This is a genomic window from Achromobacter maghribensis (assembly GCF_057334215.1).
The window spans coordinates 94,990-113,840 of sequence record NZ_JBHFII010000043.1; the positions used below are offsets into that span (position 1 = coordinate 94,990).

The 18,851-nt window shown below is 63.4% G+C and carries 17 protein-coding genes; 11 read left to right on the forward strand and 6 right to left on the reverse strand.

Going from position 1 to position 18,851, the window contains the following annotated elements; all coding sequences use genetic code 11:
* The 3 genes from ACE039_RS17685 to ACE039_RS17695 all read right to left on the reverse strand — a co-directional run.
* On the reverse strand, positions 1-477 hold a 477-nt coding region (locus tag ACE039_RS17685; protein ID WP_485822940.1), incomplete at its 3' end, for a PIN domain-containing protein.
* A 56-nt stretch (positions 478-533) separates the two neighbouring features.
* Entirely contained in the window at positions 534-998 is a 465-nt protein-coding gene (locus ACE039_RS17690; RefSeq protein ID WP_105558433.1) for a peroxiredoxin, read from the reverse strand.
* Complete coding sequence (locus ACE039_RS17695) at positions 995-1,456, reverse strand: Mth938-like domain-containing protein (RefSeq protein WP_105558550.1); 462 nt, start codon at positions 1,454-1,456, stop codon at positions 995-997. The genes ACE039_RS17690 and ACE039_RS17695 overlap by 4 nt, the downstream gene beginning before the upstream one ends.
* Before the next feature lie 232 nt (positions 1,457-1,688).
* Here ACE039_RS17695 and alaC point away from each other — a divergent pair, with 232 nt between their 5' ends.
* The 4 genes from alaC (at position 1,689) to ACE039_RS17715 (ending at position 6,155) form a co-directional block, all read left to right on the forward strand.
* Positions 1,689-2,876 carry an alanine transaminase gene (gene alaC / locus ACE039_RS17700; protein ID WP_416024341.1) on the forward strand — a complete coding sequence of 396 codons (1,188 nt, stop codon included), beginning with the start codon at positions 1,689-1,691 and terminating at the stop codon, positions 2,874-2,876.
* Between the two features lie 162 nt (positions 2,877-3,038).
* The gene (locus tag ACE039_RS17705) at positions 3,039-4,343 is read left to right on the forward strand and encodes a homoserine dehydrogenase (protein ID WP_310033193.1); all 1,305 of its coding nucleotides are present in this window, start codon (positions 3,039-3,041) and stop codon (positions 4,341-4,343) included.
* A complete protein-coding gene (thrC, locus tag ACE039_RS17710; RefSeq protein WP_485822941.1) occupies positions 4,340-5,749 on the forward strand; it encodes a threonine synthase in 1,410 nt (469 codons plus the stop codon). The genes ACE039_RS17705 and thrC overlap by 4 nt, the downstream gene beginning before the upstream one ends.
* A gap of 184 nt (positions 5,750-5,933) precedes the next feature.
* A complete protein-coding gene (locus ACE039_RS17715) occupies positions 5,934-6,155 on the forward strand; it encodes a YgdI/YgdR family lipoprotein (protein WP_105558436.1) in 222 nt (73 codons plus the stop codon).
* 74 nt (positions 6,156-6,229) lie between these two features.
* On the opposite strand, the gene ACE039_RS17720 is transcribed toward ACE039_RS17715, so the two are convergent.
* Both ACE039_RS17720 and pepN read right to left on the reverse strand, forming a co-directional pair.
* Positions 6,230-7,249, reverse strand: coding sequence for a class 1 fructose-bisphosphatase (locus tag ACE039_RS17720; RefSeq protein WP_448709243.1), 1,020 nt, complete (start codon positions 7,247-7,249; stop codon positions 6,230-6,232).
* 10 nt (positions 7,250-7,259) lie between these two features.
* A complete protein-coding gene (gene pepN / locus ACE039_RS17725) occupies positions 7,260-9,965 on the reverse strand; it encodes an aminopeptidase N (protein WP_485822942.1) in 2,706 nt (901 codons plus the stop codon).
* A 164-nt stretch (positions 9,966-10,129) separates the two neighbouring features.
* Between pepN and ACE039_RS17730 the strand changes: the two genes are divergently transcribed.
* Positions 10,130-10,753 (forward strand): DUF4136 domain-containing protein, encoded by a 624-nt coding sequence (locus ACE039_RS17730; RefSeq protein ID WP_485822961.1) that lies wholly within the window; start codon positions 10,130-10,132, stop codon positions 10,751-10,753.
* Positions 10,754-10,840: 87 nt separating this feature from the next.
* Here the strand turns inward: ACE039_RS17730 and ACE039_RS17735 are convergent, their stop codons facing one another.
* Positions 10,841-11,224 carry an H-NS histone family protein gene (locus ACE039_RS17735; RefSeq protein ID WP_485822943.1) on the reverse strand — a complete coding sequence of 128 codons (384 nt, stop codon included), beginning with the start codon at positions 11,222-11,224 and terminating at the stop codon, positions 10,841-10,843.
* Positions 11,225-12,061: 837 nt separating this feature from the next.
* Here ACE039_RS17735 and tldD point away from each other — a divergent pair.
* From tldD to ACE039_RS17765, 6 genes are all read left to right on the forward strand, one after another.
* A complete protein-coding gene (gene tldD / locus ACE039_RS17740; RefSeq protein ID WP_105558441.1) occupies positions 12,062-13,522 on the forward strand; it encodes a metalloprotease TldD in 1,461 nt (486 codons plus the stop codon).
* A 241-nt stretch (positions 13,523-13,763) separates the two neighbouring features.
* Complete coding sequence (gene aroG, locus ACE039_RS17745; RefSeq protein ID WP_448709246.1) at positions 13,764-14,873, forward strand: 3-deoxy-7-phosphoheptulonate synthase AroG; 1,110 nt, start codon at positions 13,764-13,766, stop codon at positions 14,871-14,873.
* A 103-nt stretch (positions 14,874-14,976) separates the two neighbouring features.
* A complete protein-coding gene (locus ACE039_RS17750) occupies positions 14,977-16,386 on the forward strand; it encodes an FAD-binding oxidoreductase (protein WP_105558443.1) in 1,410 nt (469 codons plus the stop codon).
* Positions 16,387-16,632: 246 nt separating this feature from the next.
* Positions 16,633-17,598, forward strand: a complete 966-nt coding sequence (locus ACE039_RS17755; protein ID WP_485822944.1) for a Bug family tripartite tricarboxylate transporter substrate binding protein — start codon at positions 16,633-16,635, stop codon at positions 17,596-17,598.
* A 3-nt stretch (positions 17,599-17,601) separates the two neighbouring features.
* The gene (locus ACE039_RS17760) at positions 17,602-18,120 is read left to right on the forward strand and encodes a 2,4'-dihydroxyacetophenone dioxygenase family protein (protein WP_105558445.1); all 519 of its coding nucleotides are present in this window, start codon (positions 17,602-17,604) and stop codon (positions 18,118-18,120) included.
* Between the two features lie 10 nt (positions 18,121-18,130).
* Positions 18,131-18,847, forward strand: coding sequence for an SDR family NAD(P)-dependent oxidoreductase (locus ACE039_RS17765; protein WP_485822945.1), 717 nt, complete (start codon positions 18,131-18,133; stop codon positions 18,845-18,847).
* Positions 18,848-18,851: the final 4 nt, after the last annotated feature.

An 18,851-nucleotide genomic window follows, 5' to 3' on the forward strand; every position in this document is an offset into this window, starting at 1 on the left:
CCCCCCCCCCACTTCCGACATGCCTTTCTTCTGGTGGTCCAGTTCTTCCAGCGTCATCATCGGCAGGAAGATGTCGTGCTCTTCGAAGCGGAACAGCGAACTGGGATCGTGCAGCAGCACGTTGGTGTCCAGCACGAACAGCTTGCGCGGCGCGTTCTGGGCGCGGGCCTTGCCGCGCTTGGAAGAAGCGGTCTTGGCCACGGCCGCGCGCGCTGGCGTGGGGTCAGGAACGGCGGCAGGAGGGGGCGGCGGTACCTGGCGGGCGGGCGCGGGGATCTGCGCCTTGCGTGCCGGAGACGCCATGCCGTCGAGTTCGGGCTGGACGAGCAGCTCGTCCTCGTCATCGTCGGCAAGAACGGCTTGGGTGTTGGACCGCGCAGCGGCAGTCTTGGTGGTGCGGGCCTGCGCCCGGGCGGATTCGCCCGAGGGGAAGGTCAGGATGGCTGCGGGGCGGGTGGGCAACTTCGGAAGCGGCATATGCGTCACTCTCCAGGGTGGGCCGGCTATAGCGCCTGACGGGTATTCCTGTACGGCTAACCGATGCTTTTCGCGGCCTGCAGGACTTCCTTGGCGTGGCCCGGGACCTTCACCCCGCGCCACTCCTGCACCAGCACGCCATACGCATCAATCAAAAAGGTGCTGCGCTCGATGCCGCGCACCTGCTTGCCATACATGTTCTTCTGCTTGATGACACCGAACAGATTGCACACGGTTTCGTCGGTGTCGGCGATGAGAGGGAAAGGAAGTTCGTACTTGGCCTTGAAATTCTCGTGCGATTTCAGCGAATCGCGCGAGATGCCGATGACCACCGCGCTGGCCGCCAGGAATTCGGCGTTCAGGTCGCGGAAATCCTGGCTCTCGGTCGTGCAGCCAGGGGTGTTGTCCTTGGGGTAGAAATACAGGATGACGGCGCGGCCCTGGCATTGCTCAAGGCTGATCGGACCAATGGTGCTTTCAGCGGTGAATTGCGGGGCAGGCTTGCCGATACTGGGCGTCATTTCTGGGAATCTCCGTTGGGAGGGATGAGGGCGACCACGACGCGGCGGCCCTCCGCCATCAGGATGTTGTAGGTGCGCGAGGCGGCGTGCGTGTCCATGATTTCGACGCCGATGCCCATGGCCAACAGGGGACGCAACACTTCGGGGCGCAGGAACTGTTGCCGGGCGCCCGTGCCGACCAGCAGCACTTCGGGCGCATTGGCCGGACGGCTGGGCGTGGCTTCCGGTTCGTCCAGGAATGCCATGGGATCGCGGACGGGCTCGGTCAAACCGGCCGCCTGGTGCAACAGGGGGGAGGTGATGTCGGCCGGCGACTCAACGGGCCATTCGGTCACTTCGCCTTCGGGGCCAAAGGCGACCGAGGAGGAAAAACGTACCTGGTTGACCTCGATATAACCCTCACCGTACGCGGTGACAGTGTTCAGAGCGGCCGTCGCAGGATCGGTATGCAGCTTCAATAAAAACTCCGGCTTTGTGGCTTGATAATAGCGCATCAGGATGTACAGATGTTGCACTGTATCCACTCGGGAAATGGGGGTTTTTCCGCCCCATTTGCCGCCTAGGCGTCCTTGCGCTAGATTACAGGGTTTTGCTGCACTGCAATCGTGTGCTGGCGCGGCTTTGAGCCTGCTTTGCCCCTTCGCGCGACCGCGCCCGGTTGTTGCCCCTTCGCCCCTAAGGATTCCCGTCATGAGGAAGTTCTCTCGCATTGAGCGTTTGCCGCCGTACGTTTTCAACATTACCGGCGAGCTCAAGATGGCGGCCCGCCGGCGGGGCGAGGACATCATCGATATGTCGATGGGCAATCCGGACGGCCCCACGCCCAAGCACATCGTCGACAAGATGGTCGAGGCCACCACGCGCCCGACCACGCACGGTTACTCGGTGTCCAAGGGCATCCCGCGCCTGCGCAAGGCGATCTGCGACTGGTATCAGCGCCGCTACGCGGTTGAATTCGATCCGGACTCCGAAGCCATCGTCACCATCGGTTCCAAAGAAGGCCTGGCCCACTTGATGCTGGCCACGCTGGACCGCGGCGACACGGTGCTGGTGCCCAACCCCAGCTACCCGATCCACATCTACGGCGCCGTCATCGCCGGCGCCAACATCCGTTCGGTGCGCATGACGCCGGGCGTGGATTTTTTCGAGGAACTGGAACGCGCCGTGCGCGAGTCCATCCCGAAGCCTAAAATGATGGTGCTCGGATTTCCCAGCAACCCGACCGCCCAGTGCGTGGACCTGTCGTTCTTCGAACGCGTGGTGGCGCTGGCCAAGGAGCACGACATCCTCGTCGTGCACGACCTGGCCTACGCCGACATCACCTTCGACGGCTACGTGGCGCCTTCCATCATGCAAGTGCCCGGCGCGCGCGATGTCGCCGTCGAGTTCTTCACCATGAGCAAAAGCTACAACATGGCGGGCTGGCGCATCGGCTACATGGTTGGCAACCGCGACCTCGTCAACGCGCTGGCGCGTATCAAGAGCTATCACGACTACGGTACGTTCACGCCGATCCAGGTGGCGTCCATCGCCGCCCTGGACGGTCCGCAGGATTGCGTGAACGAGATCGTGGCGCAGTATCAAAGCCGCCGCGATGTGCTTGCGCGCGGTCTGCATGAAGCAGGTTGGAATGTGGAGATTCCGAAGGCGTCCATGTATATCTGGGCGCAGATCCCCGAGCCCTACCGGGCGATGGGCTCTTTGGAATTTGCCAAGCGTGTCCTGTCGGATGCGAAGGTGGCCGTGTCCCCCGGGATCGGCTTCGGCGAGTATGGCGACGACTACGTACGCTTCGCTCTTATCGAAAACGAGCAGCGTACCCGCCAGGCGGTGCGCGGCATCAAAGATATGTTCCGCAAGGACGGATTGCTGAAATAGGGCCCCCCGTAGCGCTGCGCGCTGCCCCCCAGGGGGCATGCTGGCGGACCGGCGGAGCCGGATCCGCGGCATCCCGATAAGGGGCCGCACTTGTTTCTTGCGTGAGCAATTTGGAGAACTGAAATGAATTCCCCTCAACGCCCGCCCGCAGAAGGCGGGGCGATGAAACCCATGAAGGTGGGCCTGCTTGGTCTTGGCGTGGTTGGCGGCGGCACGTGGACCGTGCTGTCGCGCAACGCCGAGGAAATCGCGCGCCGCGCCGGCCGCCGCATTGAAGTCACCCGCGCCGCCGTGCGCGACGTAGCCAAGGCGCGCAGCCGCGTCGGCGACTCGATCCTCGTCGACACCGACGTGCACGCGCTGGTACGCGACCCCGAAATCGATATCGTCGTCGAACTGATTGGCGGCGACACGCTGGCGCTGGAACTGGTGATGGAAGCCATCGCCAACGGCAAGCACGTCGTCACCGCGAACAAGGCGCTGCTGGCCAAGCATGGCAATGAGATTTTCGCAGCCGCCTACGAGCGTGGCGTGATGGTCACGTTCGAAGCCGCGGTCGCCGGTGGCATCCCCATCATCAAGGCGATCCGCGAAGGCCTGACGGCCAACCGCATCCAGTGGGTCGCCGGCATCATCAACGGCACCACCAATTTCATCCTGTCCGAAATGCGTTCGCGCGGCCTGCCGTTCGCGGACGTGCTGGCCGAAGCCCAGCGCCTGGGCTACGCCGAAGCCGATCCCACGTTCGACGTCGAGGGCGTGGATGCCGCGCACAAGCTGACCTTGCTGGCCTCGCTGGCCTTTGGCGTGCCGGTGCAGTTCGACCGCGCCTACATTGAAGGCATCTCGCAGCTGGCCGCCGAAGACATCGAACACGCCGAACGCCTGGGCTACCGCATCAAACTGCTGGGCATCACCAAGCGCCGTCCCGATGGCATCGAAATGCGCGTGCATCCGGCGCTGGTGCCGTCCGAACGCCTGCTGGCCAACGTCGAAGGCGCGATGAACGCCGTGCTGGTCAAGGGCGACGCCGTCGGCCCCACGCTGTACTACGGGCAGGGCGCCGGTGAAGAACCCACCGCGTCGGCCGTCGTCGCAGACCTGGTCGACGTCACCCGCCTGCATACCGCCGACCCGGGCAACCGCGTCCCGCATTTGGCGTTCCAGCCGGACGCCATGTCCGATACGCCGATCCTGCCGATCGAGTTGGTCAGCACGTCGTACTATCTTCGCTTGCGCGTCGACGATCAGCCCGGCGTGCTGGCGGATATCGCGCGCATCCTCGCGGACCGCTCGATCTCGATCGGATCGATGATCCAGCAGCCTTCGCACATCGGCGGCGCCGACATCATCTTCCTGACGCACGAGGCCGTGGAAGGCAACGTCAACCAGGCCATTGAGCGCATCGAGTCCTTGCCGTTCGTCCGGTCCAAGGTCACCCGACTGCGCGTGGAGCACCTGACATGAAATACATCTCGACTCGTGGCGGCATGGACGCCCTGGGGTTCTCCGACATCCTGCTGGAAGGCCTGGCGCCCGACGGCGGCCTGGCCATGCCGGAGCAACTGCCGCAAGTGTCCGAGCAGACGCTTGAATCCTGGCGCGGCCTGTCCTACGCGGACCTGGCGTTCGAAGTGCTGTCGCGGTTTGCCACCGACATCCCCGCGGACGACCTGCGCCGCCTGACGCGCGCCGCCTACACGCAAGAGATCTTCAATAGCGAAGACATCGTCCCGCTGCGTCCGCTGGGCGCCGGCCTGTCGCTGCTGGGCTTGTCCGAAGGGCCGACGCTGGCCTTCAAGGACATGGCCATGCAGTTCCTGGGTCAGGCCTTCGAATACGTGTTGGCCAAGCGCGGTACCACGCTGAACATCGTGGGCGCCACCTCGGGCGACACGGGCTCGGCAGCCGAATACGCCCTGCGGGGCAAGCAGGGCGTGGCGGTCTTCATGCTGTCGCCGCATGGCCGCATGAGCGCCTTCCAGCGCGCGCAGATGTACTCGTTGCAAGACGAGAACATCCACAACATCGCGGTGCGCGGCGTGTTCGACGAAGCCCAGGATATCGTCAAGGCCCTGGCCGGTGACCTGGAATTCAAGACGAAGTACCGTCTGGGCGCCGTGAACTCCATCAACTGGGCCCGCATCGCCGCCCAGGTGGTGTACTACTTCCACGGCTGGCTGCGCGCCACCGACAAGCCGGGCCAGCAAGTGTCTTTCGCCGTGCCGTCGGGCAACTTCGGCAACATCCTGTCGGGCCACATCGCGCGCGGCATGGGCTTGCCCGTGCGCCGCCTGGTGTTGGCCACGAACGAGAACAACGTGCTGGAAGAGTTCTTCCGCACGGGCATCTACCGTCCGCGCCCCGCCGAACAGACCTACGCCACGTCCAGCCCGTCGATGGATATTTCGCGTGCCTCCAACTTCGAACGCTTCGTGTTCGAGCTGGTGGGCCGCGACGCCGCCCGCGTCAAGGCCTTGTGGGCAGCGCTGGCCAAGGATGGCTCGTTCGACCTGTCCGATCTGAAGCCGCAGTTCGAGTCGCGCTATGGCTTCGTGTCGGGCGCAAGCTCGCACGAAGACCGTCTGGCGACCATCCGTTCCGTCTACGACGAGACCGGCGTGCTGGTGGACCCGCACACGGCCGATGGCGTGAAGGTCGCGCGCGAATTCATCGAACCGGGCGTGCCCATGCTGGTGCTGGAAACCGCGTTGCCGGCCAAATTTTCGGAAACCATCGAAGAAGCGCTGGGTCGTCCGGCCACGCCGCCGGGCAACCTCGCCAACCTGGAATCCCTGCCGCAGCGCGTGGAAGTCATGGAATGCAGCGAATCCGCCGTGCGCCGCTTCATCGAAGCCAACGCCAAGGTGTGAACGGTGTAACGGCTTGCGCGTTCTGTAAGCGAGAAGAACCCCTCCCAGGCCTGCCTGCGAGGGGTTTTTTTACGATGTGGGATGCGGGGATTACGTTCTCATGCATTTTGACCACAACCCGACACGGGTTCGGGGCCGGATTGCCGATACAGTGAATTCACATTCACACTTGGAGAACACGCCCATGAACCTGAAGACCATGACGTTGGCCCTGGTGGTGACCGGAGTTGGGGTGCTGGCCGGATGCTCGTCGCCCTCGGTCATTCAGAATCGGGACGGAAGCTCGACCGTGACGCCCGACACGCCGTCTTACGACAAGAAGTCCGGCATGTATGAATACGACAAGGACGGCAAGAAGGTCCAGATCAACAAGGACGACGTGAAGTCGATCGAAGAGGTCAAATGACGGCCAGCGCGTCGTACACGCGATAAAAAAAGCCCCTTGAGCGATCAAGGGGCTTTTTCAATACCGGCGGAAGATTACTTCGCCGCTTCTTCCGCGTGATAGCGGCCTACGCGGTCGACTTCGTTCTTCGAGCCCAGGATCACGCTGACGCGCTGGTGCAGCTTGTCGGGCTGGATTTCCATAATGCGCTGCTCGCCGTTGATCGATGCGCCGCCTGCCTGTTCGACCAGGAAGCTCATGGGATTGGCTTCATACATCAAGCGCAGTTTGCCGGCTTTGCCGGGCTCGCGAGCGTCCCAGGGGTACATGAAGATGCCGCCACGGGTCAGGATTCGATGCACGTCCGCCACCATCGAGGCGATCCAGCGCATGTTGAAGTCCTTGCCCAGCGGACCGGTCGTGCCGGCCAGGCAGTCGTCGACGTAACGCTTGACCGGGGGAGCCCAGTGGCGCATGTTCGACATGTTGATCGCGAATTCCTTGGTGTCTTCCGGCACCCGGATGTTCTCGTGCGTCAGCACCCACGACCCCATTTCGCGGTCCAGCGTGAAGCCCACGACGCCATTGCCAATAGTCAGCACCAGCATGGTCTGCGGCCCGTAGACGGCATAGCCGGCCACGACCTGCTTGTCGCCCGGCTGCAGGAAATCCTGTTCGCAAACGGGGGCACCCGACACGTTGTGCGGGGCGTGCAGCACCGAGAAGATCGTGCCGATGGAGACGTTGACGTCGATGTTCGACGAGCCATCCAGGGGATCGAACAGCAGCAGGTATTCGCCCTTGGGGTAGCGATTCGGAATCAGGTGGATGGTTTCCATCTCTTCCGAGGCCATGGCCGCCAGGTGGCCGCCCCATTCGTTGGCTTCCAGCAGAATTTCGTTGGACAGCACGTCCAGCTTCTTCTGCACTTCGCCCTGGACGTTTTCGCTTTCCAGGCTGCCCAGGACGCCGCCTAAGGCGCCCTTGCTGACGGCATGGCTGATGGCCTTGCAGGCACGCGCGACCACTTCGATAAGCAGTCGCACTTCCGGTGCAAGGGCTTGGGTGGAGCGCTGTTGCTCCACCAGGTATTGAGTCAGTGTTTTACGTTTCAAAAAGGTCTCCCTATGCTGCGAATTCTAAAGCTTTGGATACGATTTCCTGCACATTGCGCGACAGGCCCTCGTGGGCGCGCACGCGTTCCAGGGCGGCCTGCATGGGCGTTCTCAGGGCCGGCACGAAGCGCGACCAGTTGTCCAGCGCGCGGGCCAGACGCGCGGCGATTTCCGGATTCAGCGCGTCAAGCGCCAGCACCTGCTCGGCCCAGAAAGCGTAACCGGTGCCATCCGGGTGATGCATGCCGCGTGCGTTGTTCAGGCAGAACTGGAAAATCAGGGCGCGCGCCCGGTTCGGGGTGCGCAAGGTGAATGCCGGATGCGTCATCAGTTCGCGCGCGGTTTGCACCGTGGTTGAACGGGCGGCGGCCTGCAGGGCGAACCACTTGTCCACCACCAGGGGATTATCGCGCCACTTGTCGTAGAACGCGGCCAGCGCTTCCTGCGGGAAGTCGCCCTGGCCGTAATTGATCAAGGCGGACAGCGCCGCCATGCTGTCGGTCATATTGCCGGCGCGTTCGTATTGCTGCTCGGCCAGGCGCTGGGCGTCATGTTCGCCTGCCGCCAGCAAATGGCTCAGCGCCAGGTTCTTCAGCGCGCGCATGCCGGCGGGTACCGGGGCCGGACTGTACTCGCCCGGCGTCTGGTTCTGCGCGAACGCCTGGCGGAATTCGGGGGCAAGCTGGCGGCCAAGTTCCGCGCGCAGGAAGTCGCGCGCCACGGCCAGCGCAGGCGGGTCCACGGCGTGCATGCGTTCGGCCAGGGTCTTTTCGGACGGTAGCGCCAGCGCGCGGGCACGGTAGGCGGCGTCGATCGCCGGATCGGTCAGCAACGCGCGCCACGCGTCGATAAAGGCGGCGTCGGCATGCAGCGTGTGGCCCGCCTGGCGCGCCTCTGCCAGCGCCAGGATTTGGCGCGTAGCCAATTCCTGGCCGGCTTCCCAGCGCGCGAACGGATTGCCGTCGTGCGCGGACAGCAGGGCCAGTTCTTCGTCGGCCCAGTCGTAATCCACGATGACGGGCGCCGAGAAATCACGCAGCAGCGAGGGCACGGGGCGTTCGGCGATGTCGTCGAACACCCATTGCTGGCGTTGCGTCGTCAGTTCCAGCAGGGCCGTGTCATGGACGGTGCCGTCAAGGCGCAAGGGCAGGGCGCTGCCGTCGCGGGCCAGCAGGCCGATGGCGAAGGGAATGTGATACGGCGCCTTGACGTAGTCGGCGCCTGCCTTTTTCTCGACGCCCACGGGCTGGCAGTCCTGCGTCAGCGTGACCGTGCAGCGGCGCGTGGCGGCGTCGTGTTCCAGTGTGACGGCGACGCGCGGCGTGCCAGCCTGGCGATACCAGCGACGGAACACGGACAGGTCGCGGCCCGGATGCTGGCCGACATAGACCGATTCCATGGCGGCGACAAAGTCGTCGCAGGTCACGGCCTGGCCGTCGTGGCGGCGGAAATACTCATCCATGCCCGCGCGGAACCCCTCTTCGCCCAGCAGGGTGTGCTGCATGCGGATGACTTCGGCGCCTTTCTCGTACACGGTGGCCGTGTAGAAGTTGCCGATCTCCTGGTAGCTCTCGGGCCGGATGGGGTGAGCCATGGGGCCTGCGTCTTCCGGGAACTGGGCCGCGCGCAGCGCCACCACGTCGTCGATGCGCTTGACCGCGCGCGCGCTGGCCGCCGCCGTCGCGTCCATGCCGTGCGCCATCATGTCCGCGCTGAATTCCTGGTCGCGGAAGACCGTCAGGCCCTCTTTAAGGCTTAACTGAAACCAGTCGCGGCAAGTGACGCGGTTGCCGGTCCAGTTGTGAAAATACTCATGCCCGATGACGGACTCGATACCTTCGTAATTGGCGTCCGTGGCCGTGTCGGCGTCGGCCAGCACGTACGCGGCGTTGAAGATGTTCAGGCCCTTGTTCTCCATCGCGCCCATGTTGAAGTCATGGACGGCCACGATCATGAAGCGGTCCAGGTCCAGCTCCAGGCCGAAGCGGGTTTCGTCCCAACGCAGGGCGCGCACCAGCGAATCCAGCGCCCATTCCGTCTTGGTTTCCGAACCCGGGTCGCTATAGACCTGCAGCAGCACGTCGCGGCCGCTGGCGGTTTTGACCTGGGTCTCGCGATGGGTCAGGTTGCCCGCCACCAGCGCGAACAGATAGCAAGGCTTGGGGAACGGGTCTTCCCATTCGACCTCGTTGCGGCCGTCGGGCAATTGGCGCGATGCCATCAGGTTGCCGTTGGACAGCAGCACGGGATATTCGGGGGCCGCGCGCAGCGTCACGCGATAGCGCGACATGACATCGGGCCGATCAGCGAACCAGGTGATGCGGCGAAAGCCTTCCGCTTCGCACTGCGTGAAGAAATTGCCGCCCGATACATACAGGCCCATCAGCGTGGAATTGGCGGACGGTTTGCAGCGGCTGACGATCTCGACCGCGGCTTCGGCGGGCAAGCCGTAGATCGCCAGGCTGTGATCCGACAGGTGATAGCCGTCGGCGGCCAGCGCCGCCCCGTTGACGCCTACCGAGACGAGTTCCAGGTCTTCCCCATCCAGGATCAGGGCCGCGTCGGCGCTGGCGCCGGGTTTGCGTTGCACGCGCATGGTGCAGCGCACCTCGGTGGCGTCGGGCGCCAGATCGAAGGCCAGCGCGACTTCTGGAATGTCGTACGGGTAGGGCTGGTAATCCTTGCGATAAACGGTAATGGGCGTGTCGGTGCGCATGGAGTGGCAGTCCTGATTGAACGAGGGGTCTATTGTAGTGGGTGGCCGCGATGGCCCGCCCGAAGCATGCGGGCTACGGCAAACTTTTTGCCGTGCGCCCTGTCAAAGCTCAGTATGATGGCGCCGTCGCGCGCCAGAGGAGTCGCAAAATGTGCACGTTGTCCATGTTCAGTGTAGGCCGTTGGGCCGGTTTATTGGCCGTTGCGGGAGTCCTGGCATTGGCCGGATGCGCGGCGCCTTCGGTGTCGGCCCGGGTCACGTCATTCCAGCAATGGCCGTCGGGCGTCGAGGGCCAAACTTATCAGTTTGTCGCGGCCGATCCCAATCAGGTCAATAATCTGGAATACCAGTCTTATCAGGATATGGTCCGCGCCGGCATTGGCGCGACAGGCCTGGTCGAGGCCCAGCCAGGATCCAAGGGCCGCTTCGATGTCTCGTTCACCTACGGCACGACGCAGGCCCAGGTCATGGTGCGGCGCCCCTATGACCCGTACTTTTATGGCGGTTACGGCTATGGCGGCTATTACGGCCCGCGTCCCTGGGGAGCCGGCTACGGCTACTGGGGCCCGGATTGGGTCGATGTGCCCATGGCCGTGCAGCGCAATACGCTTAACCTGAAGATCCGCGATACCCAGCGCAATGGCGCGGAGGTATATCGTTCCAGCGCCTTCATACTCAGCCAAGGCGATGATTTCATGCGCACGATGCCCTATCTGGTTCGTGCAATATTTGACAATTTTCCCGGAAATAATGGGGCGGAACGCGAAATCGAATTCCCGCTTCGCTGAAGTACACCGGCCTTTCCGGCAGGAACCTTAAATAAAATCGGCGCACCAAACTGGTGCGCCGATTTATTTCTTACTGCCGGATAGGTTTTATTCTTTGATAAGGAAACTGTCGCGTGTCGCGCCTGCAGCTTCTTCTGCGGCGAGCCAGCGCGGGGCTTTGCCGCGGCCGCTCCAGGTTTCACCGGTTTGGGGGTGACGATACTTCGGCGCTACCGCGCGCTTGGTGGCGGTGGCGGGGCGCCCGGCCGCGCCAGTCTTGCGTCGGCCGGCTGTAGCGGCACGCATCGGCTTGCCAGCGCCATAGGCGGCGATGATCTCTTCCGGCGTGATGTCATATTCACGCATGGAAGTGATGATGGAGCTGATCACGGGCTTGCGGCGCTTCGTTTGAAGGACTTCGGCCTTCTTCTGGAGCTTGTTGATTTCCTTTTCGATCTTTGCTTGGAGTGCTGCGTATGTTTCTCGGGCCATGGTTTATTCCTGATTATGGAACTGCTTTAATCGCCGGCGAAGTTATGTTTATTTGTTGTGCTTCGCATAATACATAAGTTACGGCTTGACTTCTCTATTTTCGAACTAATTACTTTGTATCAAAAGGGCCGGAGAACCTTTGAGCGGGCGGATGTCCGCCAGGAACAAGTATTGGGAAGAATATTCCCAAATTTGGGACAACTTGAAACAAACGCCACTTTGGTTCACAAGGCGGACGAATGGGCGAAGTTAGGCCGTTTCCGGCCTATTTTTGTTTCATATCGCGCACGAATGGGGCAGGCTTGGTCCGCGGCATCGATAGATTTAATGGCACGCTTCCATTTTGGGCGCGACATTTGCAGCAGATCTTTCAATGCCCTGATCTGATGACCAAAACATCCCTAATCGATGGTTTCGAGCAGCCTCTATGCATTTTGGCTTTCCCGAACATTGAGAATGACATGGGGGCGAAACGAACCGAGCGGGCGCTCGGGTGGCATTTTTCTCCCGGTTGTATGACGAGTCCGCTGCATTTGCCTTCCTTGTAGGCCAAGGCGAGCGCTCATGTGAACCTCGTAGCCGGGGGTGTTTGCGAAACTGTTATGTGACTGAACAATATTTGGTCGCAATTACTTAACTTGATACTCAATATTGCGTCCCCATCTATTCATGCGTGGATAATGTTTCGCCATTTTCCGCGGTCTCGCTGGACCGCGCTTCGCCGTCTCTTTTGGCGCAGGGCGGGACGCCGGCCCCTGGTCGGCGTTACGATACGGTCTTGAGCGTCAACGCAAGCGCGCGCGACCGTGCCGCGCCGGCGCCCCCTGAATAGAGCCTATGAAAATCACTGATCCCGCTATCGCATCCCTTGCCACCGCCAAATCCCTACTGCTGGACCCCTGGGGCCTGACTGAAGCGGATATGGCGCGCGCACTGGGTGAAATCTTCACCCACAAGGTCGATTACGCCGACCTGTACTTCCAGTACACGCGCAGCGAGGGGTGGAGCCTGGAAGAGGGCATCGTCAAGACCGGCAGTTTCTCGATCAGCCAGGGCGTGGGCGTACGCGCCGTCAGCGGCGAGAAGACTGCTTTCGCTTATTCCGACTCCTTGTCGGCGGATGCGCTGCTGTCGTCGGCGCATGCCGTCCGGGGCATCGCGCGCCGCGGTGCGGGCAAGGTCAAGGTGGCGGCGCACGTCGAGGCCGAAATGGGCCGCAGCCTGTATGCCGACATCGACCCCGTGGCGACGCTGAGCGCGCCGGAAAAGGTCGCGTTGCTTGAACGCATCGAACGCATGGCGCGGGCGCGCGACCCGCACGTCATCCAGGTGATGGCGGGGCTGGGCGCCGAATACGACGTGGTGCTGGTCGCGGGTAGCGACGGCCGCCTGGCCGCCGACGTGCGTCCGCTGGTGCGGCTGTCGCTGACCGTGATCGCCGAGCGCAACGGCCGCCGCGAAATGGGTCATGCCGGGGGCGGTGGACGCCTGGGCCTGGCGTATTTCACCGACGAAATGCTGCAAAGCTACGTCGAGCGCGCCGTGCACGAAGCCATGGTGAACCTGGAAGCGCGGCCCGCGCCGGCGGGTGAAATGACCGTGGTGCTGGGGTCGGGCTGGCCCGGCATTCTGCTGCATGAAGCCGTGGGCCATGGATTGGAAGGCGACTTCAACCGCAAGGGTTCCAGCGTGTTTTCCGGCCGCATCGGCGAGCGCGTCGCGTCCAAGGGCGTGACGGTGGTGGACGACGGCACGCTGCCGGACCGCCGCGGCTCGCTCAACATCGACGACGAAGGCAACGCCACCCAGCGCAATGTGCTGATCGAAGACGGCATCTTGCGCGGCTACATGCAAGACACGCTGAACGCGCGCCTGATGAAGACGGCCGCCACCGGCAATGGCCGCCGCGAATCCTTCGCGCACCTGCCGATGCCGCGCATGACCAACACGTACATGCTGGCTGGCGACAAGCCTGCCGAAGAAATCGTGTCGTCCGTGAAGCGCGGGCTGTACGCGGTGAACTTTGGCGGCGGCCAGGTCGATATCACCAGCGGCAAGTTCGTGTTCTCGGCTTCCGAGGCCTACATGATCGAGGACGGCAAGGTGACCTACCCGGTCAAGGGCGCCACCCTGATCGGCAATGGTCCCGACGCCATGACCCGCGTCACGATGATCGGCAATGACCTGCAGCTGGATTCGGGCGTCGGCACGTGCGGCAAGGACGGCCAGAGCGTGCCGGTGGGCGTGGGCATGCCGACCGTGCGCATGGAAGGCCTGACCGTCGGCGGCACGGCCTAGGCGTGATATCCGGGCCGCCACGTCCGTTAAAAACGATGTGACGGCCCGAAAAAACTGTGCTAGAGTCAATCCCCATGAAATTCTCGTCCCCCGCCTTTTATTTTTATTTTTATGGTTTTCTGAAGCCGCTGGCGGAGGAAGGGACGCGCTCAATCTGAAGTTTGGAAAGAATCCCCCCAAAAAAGCCGCCAGCGAACTGGCGGCTTTTTTTGTGCCGCCAGGATCGGGAAGACCGATCGGGATGGACCCCGTTGGCGGGCAACCCAGGAGCAGTACCGTGTCACACAATACCGACGACCTTCGTATCCGAGAAATCAAGGAATTGAATCCGCCCGCGCACGTGATGCGCGAGTTCGCGTGCACGAAGGAGGCGTCCGATACCGTATTCGCCGCACGCCAGGGCATGCACCGCATCCTTCACGGCATGGACGACCGCATGATCGTCGTGATCGGGCCGTGTTCGATCCATGACACGCGTGCCGCCATCGAATATGCGAAGCGCCTGAAGCCGGTGCGTGACCGCCTGAGCGCCGACCTGGAAATCGTGATGCGCGTGTACTTCGAAAAGCCGCGCACCACGGTGGGCTGGAAGGGCCTGATCAATGATCCGGACCTGGACGGCAGCTTCGACATCAACAAGGGCGTGCGGGTGGCGCGCCAACTGCTGCTGGACATCAACAGCCTGGGGTTGCCTGCGGGTTGCGAGTTTCTGGACATGATTACGCCGCAATACATCGCGGATCTGGTCTCCTGGGGGGCGATCGGGGCACGGACGACGGAAAGCCAGGTGCATCGCGAGCTGGCTTCGGGCCTGTCGTGTCCGGTGGGATTCAAGAACGGCACGGACGGCAACGTGAAGATCGCGGTCGACGCCATCAAGGCCGCCTCGCAGCCGCACCACTTCCTGTCCGTGACCAAGGGCGGGCATTCGGCGATTGTGTCGACGGCCGGCAACGAAGACTGTCACGTCATCCTGCGCGGCGGCAAAACGCCGAACTACGATGCGGCCAGCGTCGACGCTGCCTGCAACGACGTGTCCAAGGCCGGCCTGGCCCAGCGCATCATGGTGGACGCCAGCCACGCCAACAGCAGCAAGGATCCCGAAAATCAACCCCGCGTGATCGATGACGTGGCGCGCCAGATGGAAGCTGGCGACGCACGCCTGGTCGGCGTCATGGTGGAAAGCCACCTGCTGGGCGGACGCCAGGACATGGTTCCGGGCAAGCCGCTGGTCTACGGCCAGAGCATCACCGACGGCTGCATCGACTGGGACGCATCGGTGGCCGTGCTGGACCGCCTGGCGCATGCCGTGCGTGAGCGCCGGCGGGTTGCGCTGACCTCCGGCAAATAAAGCCCGCGCGCGCGCCGCCTGCCGCCTGCCTGGGGCGGTGTGCGGCGCAGCACGCGCGGCGGCGTAGAATATTCGGTTACCGAACCCCGAGAACACGCTGATCATGAATGCTCCCCTGCACGCTGAAACGTTGCGCCGCCCGGTGCCGGCCGCCTGTCTGGATGCCCTGCGCGCGCGCTTTGGCGACCGCCTGTCCGAGTCCTCCGCCGTGCGCGAACACCACGGGCGCGACGAGTCGCCGTATCCGCCCATGCTGCCCGACGCCGTCGTCTTCGCGCACACGACCGAAGAAGTGGCCGAGATCGCCAAGCTGTGCAACACGCATCATGTTCCGCTGATACCTTATGGCGCGGGCTCTTCGCTGGAAGGCCACGTGCTGGCGATCCAGGGCGGCATCAGCCTGGACCTGTCGCAAATGAACAAGGTGCTGGCGATCAACGCCGAAGACCTGACGGCCACCGTGCAGGCGGGCGTGTTGCGCAAGCAGCTGAACGAAGAGATCCGCAGCACGGGCCTGTTCTTCCCGATTGATCCGGGCGCCGACGCCAGCCTGGGCGGCATGGCCGCCACGCGCGCCTCGGGCACCAATGCCGTGCGCTACGGCACCATGCGCGAAAACGTCATGTCGCTGACGGTGGTGACCGCCGATGGCCGCATCATCCGCACCGCGGGCCGCGCGCGTAAATCGTCGGCGGGCTACGATCTGACGCGTATCTTCATCGGCAGCGAAGGCACGCTCGGCATCATCACGGAAGTGACGGTGCGCCTCTATCCGCAACCCGAGGCGGTGTCCGCGGCGGTCTGCAATTTCCCCACGCTGGACGATGCGGTCCAGAGCGTGATCGAGATCATCCAGATGGGCGTGCCCATCGCGCGCGTCGAGTTCATGGATGCCGCCAGCGTGCGTTCGGTCAACCAGTACAGCAAGCTGACCTTGCGTGAAACGCCGCTGTTGGTGTTTGAGTTCCACGGCAGCCCTGCCGGCGTGCAAGAGCAGGCCGAAACCGTGCAGGCGATCACGGCCGAGCATGGCGGCATGGATTTCGAATGGGCCGAGCGCCCCGAAGACCGTAGCCGCCTCTGGACCGCGCGCCACAACGCTTACTTTGCCGGCCTGCAATTGCGGCCCGGCTGCCGCGCCAGCACCACCGACGTTTGCGTGCCGATCTCGCGGCTGGCGGATTGCGTGCGCGATACCGTCGAGGAACTGGACCGCGCAAGCTTCCCGTACACCATCGTCGGCCACGTCGGCGACGGCAATTTCCACGTGCTGATGCTGCTGGATGCCGATAGTCCGAAGGAATGGGAAGAGTCCGAAACGATCAACCACAATCTGGTGCGCCGCGCGATCGCCGCGGATGGCACCTGCACGGGCGAACACGGCGTGGGCCTGCACAAGATGCAGTTCATGGCCGAAGAGCACGGCGAGGACGCGCTGGACCTGATGCGCAGCCTGAAGCATGCGTTTGATCCGAACAACATCCTGAACCCGGGCAAGATCGTGTCTTGGTAAGCCCCGCGCGGCGACTGCCGCGCTTGCATTTCCCCCAAAGCCGACGGCATCGACCGTCGGCTTTTTTTTGGCTCGCGCGGTCGGAGCGCGTATCGATTTCCAGTGACACTCGTCCGTAAATCCTTTACGCTTATTTTTCGTAGACAAATGTCCACATTGTGGATATTTGCAGAATAGCCTCTGCGAAAAGCCAAAAGAACAGACGATGCCTCGGCAGAAGGCACGTCGTGAACCAAGGAGACAAGGATGTTGATGAGACAAGGTCTGATGGTGGCCGGCCTGCTTGTGGCTGGCCTGACGGCGACGCTGCCTGCGCACGCGCAGGCGGGCAGCTATCCGAACCAGCCGGTCACGCTGGTGGTGCCGTTCCAGCCGGGGGGCGGCACGGACGCCGTCGCGCGCACGTTCGCGAAGGTGTCGGCACAGTACTTCCCCAAAGGGATGGTGGTGCTGAACAAGGCCGGCGCCGGTGGCGCGGTGGGCTGGAAGTACGTGCTGAACAGCAAGAACGACGGCCACACGTTGACCGTCGTGACGGCGGAGTTCGTGATCCTGCCGCTGCTGGGCCTGTTCGACCACACCTATAAGGACTACACGCCGCTGGTGCAACTGAACGCCGACCCCGCCGCGATCGTGGTGCCGGCCAATTCGCCCTACAAGACCCTTGAGGATTTCATGGCGGCCGCCAGGAAATCGCCGGCCACGCTGAACGTGGGCACCTCGGGCACCGGCTCCATCTACGACGTGGCGCTGAGCGCCTTCGAGGTCAAGTCGGATACGCGCTTCACGCACATTCCGTTTCCGGGTTCCGGGCCGGCCCTGCTGAACCTGCTGGGCGGCCAGCTGGATGCGGTGGCGACAAGTCCCGCCGAGGCATCCGAGTACGTGCGCGCCGGCAAGCTGCGCCTGCTGGTGCTGATGAGCGACAAGCGCGTGCCGGAATTCCCCGATGTGCCGACGGCCAAGGAGAAGGGGTTGGATGTGGCGTATGGCACCTGGCGTGGCATCGCCGGCCCGAAAGGCATGCCGCCTGCCACCGTGGCCAAGTTGAAGGAAGTGTTCGAGAAAGTGGCGCAGGACCCACAGCTGATCTCTGCGATCAAGGCCCAGAACCTGGGTTACGTCTACGCCGATGGCGATGCCTTCGAAAAGAAAATGGCCGCCGAGACCGCCGATTACGCGCAAGTCCTGAAAACCCTGAGCATCAAGTGAGCCATGAGCCAGACAAACGCAGTGCCTACCCCCTACCGTTACCCCAACCCCAAGGAAGCGCTGCCCGACATCGTCGTGCCGCAAGCGGTTCCGGATGACGAACGCGTCTGGGTGCCGCAAGCCGAGCAAGTCTGGTTCCGGCCGCTTTGCCTGAACGTGTCGCAAGGGTATTGGATGAACCTGCTGCGCGTGCGCAGGTCGGGCGTGCTGAGCTGCCACCGCCATCCGCAGGCGGTGCACGGCTATGTCATCAAAGGGTCCTGGCGTTATCTAGAACACGACTGGGTCGCCCGCGAAGGCAGCTACGTATTCGAACCGCCCGGTGAAACGCATACCCTGTATGTGCCGGAAGACGTGGAGGAAATGATCACGATGTTCCAGGTCAACGGCGTCATGTACTACTGTGACAGCGAAGGCCGGCACACGGGCTATGAAGACGTGTTCACCAAGCTGGACATGTGCCGCAAGCACTACGAAAGCGTGGGGCTGGGTTCGGACTATGTCGACCAGTTCATCCGCTGAGGACGCCGCCATGAGCTTTCAGGCAGGACTGTTCGACAACAAGACCGCCGTGGTCACGGGCGGCACCCAAGGCCTGGGCCGAGGCGTCGCCGAGGCGCTGGCGCGTCTGGGCGCGCGCGTGATCGCGGTGGGCTTGCCCTCCTCGGAAGCGCCGCCCGCGGGCGTAGAGGTGGCCACGCTGGACGTCACGCAAGAGGACGAGGTCGCGCGCTTCGCCGCCACGCTTGCGCACGTGGATATCCTGGTCAACTGCGCGGGGGTGATTTTCCGGCAAGAGGAGTTCAAGCTGCCGGTGTTCGAGCGTGTGCTGGACATCAACCTGACGGGCACGATGCGCGTTTGCGAAGCACTGCGGCCGCAACTGGCGCGCGCCAAGGGATGCATCGTGAACACCGCGTCGATGCTGAGTTTCTTCGGGGGCGGCCTGGTGCCGGCTTATAGCGCCAGCAAGGGCGGGGTGGCGCAATTGACCAAGTCGCTTGCTATCGCCTATGCCGAGGCGGATATCCGGGTCAACGCGGTGGCGCCGGGGTGGATCGCCACGCCGTTGACGGAAGCCTTGCAGAAGGACCCGGCACGCGCCTCGCGCATTCTGGAGCGCACGCCGCTCAAGCGCTGGGGAACGCCGCATGACGTGGCGCAGGCGGTCATGTTCCTGTGCTCGCCGGCGTCGGCTTTCATGACGGGCGTGGTGATGCCGGTGGATGGCGGCTACATGGTAACCTGACCCG